The organism is Acutalibacter sp. JLR.KK004 (assembly GCF_036941085.1).
Lineage (GTDB): Bacteria > Bacillota > Clostridia > Oscillospirales > Acutalibacteraceae > Acutalibacter.
In genome coordinates this window covers 1-5,024 of record NZ_JAYMNQ010000006.1, presented here as the reverse complement: position 1 = coordinate 5,024, position 5,024 = coordinate 1, and the positions used below count along the sequence as shown (strand labels likewise).

Annotated in this window: 6 protein-coding genes and 1 other RNA gene; all 7 read right to left on the bottom strand. The window is 56.4% G+C overall.

The features are described 5' to 3' along the window. A partial coding sequence (locus VSQ30_RS20500; protein ID WP_334467129.1) for an addiction module toxin RelE occupies positions 1 to 372 on the bottom strand: 372 nt, incomplete at its 3' end. Continuing rightward, entirely contained in the window at positions 345 to 557 is a 213-nt protein-coding gene (locus tag VSQ30_RS20495) for a hypothetical protein (protein ID WP_334467126.1), read from the bottom strand. The genes VSQ30_RS20500 and VSQ30_RS20495, both read right to left, overlap by 28 nt. After that, positions 547 to 1,422, bottom strand: coding sequence for a phosphoadenosine phosphosulfate reductase family protein (locus VSQ30_RS20490; protein WP_334467123.1), 876 nt, complete (start codon positions 1,420 to 1,422; stop codon positions 547 to 549). The genes VSQ30_RS20495 and VSQ30_RS20490 overlap by 11 nt, the downstream gene beginning before the upstream one ends. Positions 1,423 to 1,521: 99 nt before the next feature. Continuing rightward, positions 1,522 to 1,830, bottom strand: coding sequence for a hypothetical protein (locus VSQ30_RS20485; RefSeq protein WP_334467121.1), 309 nt, complete (start codon positions 1,828 to 1,830; stop codon positions 1,522 to 1,524). A gap of 96 nt (positions 1,831 to 1,926) precedes the next feature. After that, positions 1,927 to 2,886, bottom strand: coding sequence for an AAA family ATPase (locus VSQ30_RS20480; RefSeq protein WP_334467119.1), 960 nt, complete (start codon positions 2,884 to 2,886; stop codon positions 1,927 to 1,929). Further along, a complete protein-coding gene (locus VSQ30_RS20475; protein WP_334467117.1) occupies positions 2,879 to 4,858 on the bottom strand; it encodes a Mu transposase C-terminal domain-containing protein in 1,980 nt (659 codons plus the stop codon). Before VSQ30_RS20475 ends, VSQ30_RS20480 begins: the two co-directional genes overlap by 8 nt. Further along, positions 4,856 to 4,922, bottom strand: an RNA gene (locus tag VSQ30_RS20470) — hammerhead ribozyme type II. Before VSQ30_RS20470 ends, VSQ30_RS20475 begins: the two co-directional genes overlap by 3 nt. Positions 4,923 to 5,024 lie beyond the last annotated feature (102 nt).

Sequence of the window (5,024 nt, the reverse complement as noted above, 5' to 3'; positions counted from 1 at the left end):
CTTCAAAACAGGCATGATAACTTTATCGGACAGCTCCCCCAGGGTGTAGGTATCCCGGCCCTCTGCCTTGAGCCGCTGGGAAAACTTGTCCATTTCCACGGCTAACTTGAGCAGTTTAAGCACCCCCACCTCTTCCGGCGTGACCTCCCGCATATCCGGCCCCACCATGCAGCCGATGGCCTTAAGGAGGAAAACCTCCCGCCGGATGGGTTCCATGGCCTCATATTCTCCCCACACCTCTTTGGCAAACTTTTTGCGGTTCAGCCTGGGCTTGTCAGGCGGGAGTACCCCTTTTGCCTGCAGCTCCTTTTTGACCTGTGCCCTTTCGTCCTTCTGGCGCTGGGTCATGCGCTTCTGTTTCTTTGCCGCCATGGCTCTCTCCTTTCCCACTCCCCGCAGTCCTCGCAGGGCAGCATGATCTGCATTTTCTTCCAGCACACAGGGGAGTCAATATCCAATCCCCAAAACCGGCAGGTGCAGCAGGCCCGCCCGCCTGTTTCCAGCAGCTTGTCGGCTTTCTGGCACCTGCTGCAGGTGTAGGGCCAGTTACAGGCCATCCGCGCCCACCTCCCCGCCGAATATGTCCAGCTGGCCGTCCAGGTTCTTGTCCTGCATCCACCAGCGGAAAACCTCATCGGCGGTCTTCCACTGGCAGGGCTTGCCCCGTGCCTTGCGTTCCTCCAGCATGCGAGCAAAGGCTCTGCGGTACAAATTTTCAAACTTGGGCCATTGCTGAAACTCCAGATAGCGGGTCTTGCTGGCCATAGGGCACCCGACACAGCCCACCCTGGTAAATCCCATGGAATAACAGGGGTTTATGTTAGCTTTTACGTCCGTCAAAAACTGCCACACGTCCCGGTCTGTCCACTCCACAATGGGATGGATTTTTATTGTGGCTTTCATGAGGCATGATGCAATAATCCGCTTATCTCCATTGTCAAAATCAAATGTTTGTCGGTCTTGCTTACGGCTGCTGCGCTTTTCTGCTACACCGGATGCCGCCCGTTTTGGGCTTTCGCTTCTTCTTACTCCTAACACGGCGCAGCAGCGAGATATGGTTCGCTCTTTAAGATAACGGCAACAATACCTAACCTTTCTGGTAGGAGGATACATTTCCTTAATGATTAAGGCCCACATGGAGGTGAGATGGCCTTTGTATAAGGGGTGCAGTATTTCACACTTAACACCCTCCAGCTCCAGCTTGCGAAACACCTTGCGCACATGGTACACGGTTTCCGGAGCGTCAGCCGTAGTATGATTATGAATAACCTCAAATGGCACCCCGGCCCGCCTGCAAAGCTCAAGGCACACCTCGCTGTCTTTACCGCCAGAGTAGGTCAGCAGCAGGGGCTTTTGGTAATAGAACTCGCTGAGCTTTGCCGCCTCCTGCAGGCGCATGATGGCTGTATGTTCCAGATCCATTCCCACAACCCTTTCCGTTTCCTCGCTCTGCATTTACACGGGCTTGCGACCGTTGCCTCAACAGGCAGCTGCATTAAGGCGGGGCTTACAGCCCCTTGATTATTCATTGGAGGCCCTGGCAGGTTCTGCAGGGCCTGCCTCAACCTTGCGGCTGCCCACGCATCCCTGCTGGTAGCCGTCCCGGTATCCGGCCTTATAGGCGGCGGCTGCGGCCCGCTGGGTGGCTGCCGCCTTGCCTATGTTGTATCCCAGGTAAAGCAGCAACCCCACCAAGGGAAGAAACAACGCCTCTCCGCCTGGGGAAAACGGTCGGCCCTTCACGATCTCAAACCCCAGCCGGATATACATACCACTCAAAAGCCCTGCCAACGCCGCCAAAACCAGCGGTAAAACCCTCTTAAAAATCATAAGCCCCTCCTATTTCTCTTTACCCATACGGGCAAGGATAATAATAGTTGCACAAATAATCGCTGTAATAAGTACCCCTGTCACGCTGATCCCCCCTTATACCACGCCTATACCCATATTGCGGGCCATGTTATAAAGCCCAGTATAGGTAATGTCCTCGTTGTTTACGGCGTTGTTATAGACATTCACCGCGCCCCGGACGCCCCACTTGCTTTGACAGATGCCATGTAGGAAAGCGGCCTCCTTTTTCTGGCCCTCCTCGGCCAGTTTGGGGAAAAGGGCCTTTACGTCCTCGGCTGTGACCTTGTGGGTGCTGTAAAAGCGGTTCATGCGGATACGGGAGAACAGCTGCGCGAACCGGGCCTCCTGCTTGCCCACCATGCGGGTATATGTCTCGGTGTTGCCGATCAGCGCGATGCCCACGCCCTGTTGCCCGGTGATGGGGTTGGGGTCTGTCCATGTGCGTATCTCTTCCAAGGCCCGCAGCTGCAGGTGCTGGGCCTCGTCAATGATAATAACCCGGTTGGTGCCCTCCAGCTTCTCCCGGATGGAAAGGGCCAGCTCCAGCTTGCTGCGGCTTTCCGGCACCCGCAGCGCCCGCGCCAGCATCTTCAAAAGGTTGCCCAGGGTGCCGATGCTGGGGGTGGCCTGTATGTACACGCTGCTGGTGGGGTTGTCCCTTACAAACTTTTCCGCGCCCTTGGTCTTGCCGATGCCTGCGTCACCGTGGATAATGACCATGCCCTTTTCCAGCTGGCAATAGCGGATCAGCTTGTACACGTCCTCGGAAATGGAGGTGGGGATATAGTCCTGGATGGGCTTATAGGGCAGGGCCTTTTCCGTGCTGGCGTCCTGTTCGTCCTGGGCCTTGAAGAATTCCTCCAGCTTGCTTTCCAGGGCCGAAATATCGCCGTTGTCGTACATACTGCGGCGGTATTGGGAAAGGGCCGTCTGGCTGATACCCATAAGGGGGGCGGCCTTGGCTTGGCTGATTTGCTTGTCCTGCAAAAACTGCGTTACCCTTGCCTGCAATGCGCTGTTGTAAACCTTACTCATTATCGGTTCCTCCTTGTCTTCTGAGAGCGTTCCTATTCATAACATCCAGGTCAGGCCCGCCCACCGCCTTAAGCAGCGGCTCCTCGTTGGGCCTTTGCAGCTCCAGCACCTTGGGCCGGGGTTCCGGGATGATCCGGGCCGTCTTGTTATCAAGGGCCTGCTCCAGCACCAGCTCCAGGGCTGTGCGCTTGCCAAAAGCCTGCACCGTGCTGGCCTCCAGCGCCTCTTTGGTAATGCGCTCCAGCCGCCGCACCTTGCCCATGGCAGCCTTGACCTCCTCCTTGCTGGCCCCATAGGTAAGCACCGCCGTGTTGTCCACCGGCACCGTCATAATAAAGCGGTCTTCCAGGTCATACACCCGCACGGCGCTCAGATCGTCCGGGTCATAGCGGAAGTACACTTTTTTGCCCATGTAGTTAAAGGTGAAATCATCGTTCCAATAGTCCAGCCGCTGGCCTGCAATATCCAGATGCACCCCGCGCCTGCCAACTGTCTGCACCCTGGCGCTGCGCATGAGCATGAGGTTCAAGTCCTCGGCCCCGGCCACCCGCTTGGTGTGCAGGTTCTCATTGTAGACCTGCTGGCGGGGCTTGCCATGGTCTGCGGTCACCTCGCCGCCATAGGGCTGCTGGTTGAAATACCAGTCCAGCAGGGTCTCCACCGTGTCGGTAAAGGTGGCGTCCAGGGGTATCTCCCCGTTTTTCAGCACACCCTTGAGCTTTTCCGGCTTTTCCACTACGTTGCCGCCCGTGTAGGTCTCGAACAGGCGGGAAAGGTGGTCTTTTATGTCCCTAAAGCGCCGCTCAATGATTTTCGCCTTGGCATTTTTGACTATGGCGTTTGTCATGTTGATGCCCAGCCGCTCGAACACCGGGGGCACCTCAAAGCGCTCCTCGCCGTCCTTGGGCTTTTTCTTCCGGTGGCCCAGGCCGCCTATATCGTGGGTCAGGAACTCGCGGCCATTGTCAACGTAAATATTCTCCGGGATGCCGTATTTCAAGATGCCCTTGCGCAGCGCCACCAGGGTGGACTGGCTGCTGGGGGCCGTGGTGACGTGGCTCCCGGTATATATCCCGCTCCTGGCGTCAAAGAAGGCCGTAAGGTACAGACGATGGAGCTGGCCGTTCTCGCCCTGGGTGATAACGTCAAAGGTGTGGTTATCAGCCACCCACCACTCGTTGCTGGCCATTTCCTCATATATGCGATGTATGTAGGGGGCGCAGCGGTCGCGGAAAGCCTTTTGACCTTGCCGCCCCAACACTTCCATGGGTTCGGGGATATCGTTCTGCACCATGCGCCAGAATGTGGAATAGGTGGGGATATCCGCCACCAGCTCCGGGGCCGTGTCCTGGAAGTACAGCCGGGTGTACTCATAGCACTTTTGGATGGGGTGCTGGGCCTCGTCCAGGTAGTAGCTTAAAAACGTCTGCCGCATTTCCTCGGTGATCTTGCTTTTCCCCTTACGGCCCTTGCCGCGCTTGTCCAGCAGGCCATCCAAACCCAGCTTGCGGAAGTTGCGCTCTTTGCGGTATAATGTATCCACTGAGAAGGTGTTCTCCGGGTCAAGCTCAGCGCGAATGGAGATAAACTTGTGATCGGCTTCGGCCTTGTCCCCAGGATAACGGTTTCTGTATTCTTTCCAGTCCTCCAGGGTCTTTTGCCACCAGATGATTTCCTGGCGCTCCTCTTCACTGAAATGGTCAAAGGGCCTGCCCTCATTTTGCAGGGATTTTGTAAACTCAGCCAGCCCCGGCATTTCTGCGGCTTTATTCTTGTAGTATCTAAGCTGCAGATGGGGCTCCAGGCTTTTGAGGGGGAACACCCACTCTGGAGAGCCATCGGCGTTTATGCGCTTCTGGCCATGCAACTTCTGTTCACCGGCCAGCTTGCGTATCCATTGCGGGCTGCATCCCTTAAGGTCGGCCAGCTCTTTAACACTTAGCACAGGATTCACTATTTCACCGTCTTTCATGACCTGCCATCGTCAGCGCAGGGCGGTCATCCCCTGCGGACTGCCCCATGGGGCAGTTTCGGCTTATGCGGCGGTAAAATGCCGCTGGTAGTAGGTTTTTACGGCGGGGCTGGAAATGGTATAGCCGTTGATGGTGCAGAACCGGGCAATCATGCTAAAGTTAAGA

Coding starts and splice junctions, on each gene's coding strand:
- VSQ30_RS20495 (WP_334467126.1), bottom strand. CDS start 557: ATGGCCTGTAACTGGCCCTACACCTGCAGCAGGTGCCAGAAAGCCGAC.
- VSQ30_RS20490 (WP_334467123.1), bottom strand. CDS start 1,422: ATGGATCTGGAACATACAGCCATCATGCGCCTGCAGGAGGCGGCAAAG.
- VSQ30_RS20485 (WP_334467121.1), bottom strand. CDS start 1,830: ATGATTTTTAAGAGGGTTTTACCGCTGGTTTTGGCGGCGTTGGCAGGG.
- VSQ30_RS20480 (WP_334467119.1), bottom strand. CDS start 2,886: ATGAGTAAGGTTTACAACAGCGCATTGCAGGCAAGGGTAACGCAGTTT.
- VSQ30_RS20475 (WP_334467117.1), bottom strand. CDS start 4,858: ATGAAAGACGGTGAAATAGTGAATCCTGTGCTAAGTGTTAAAGAGCTG.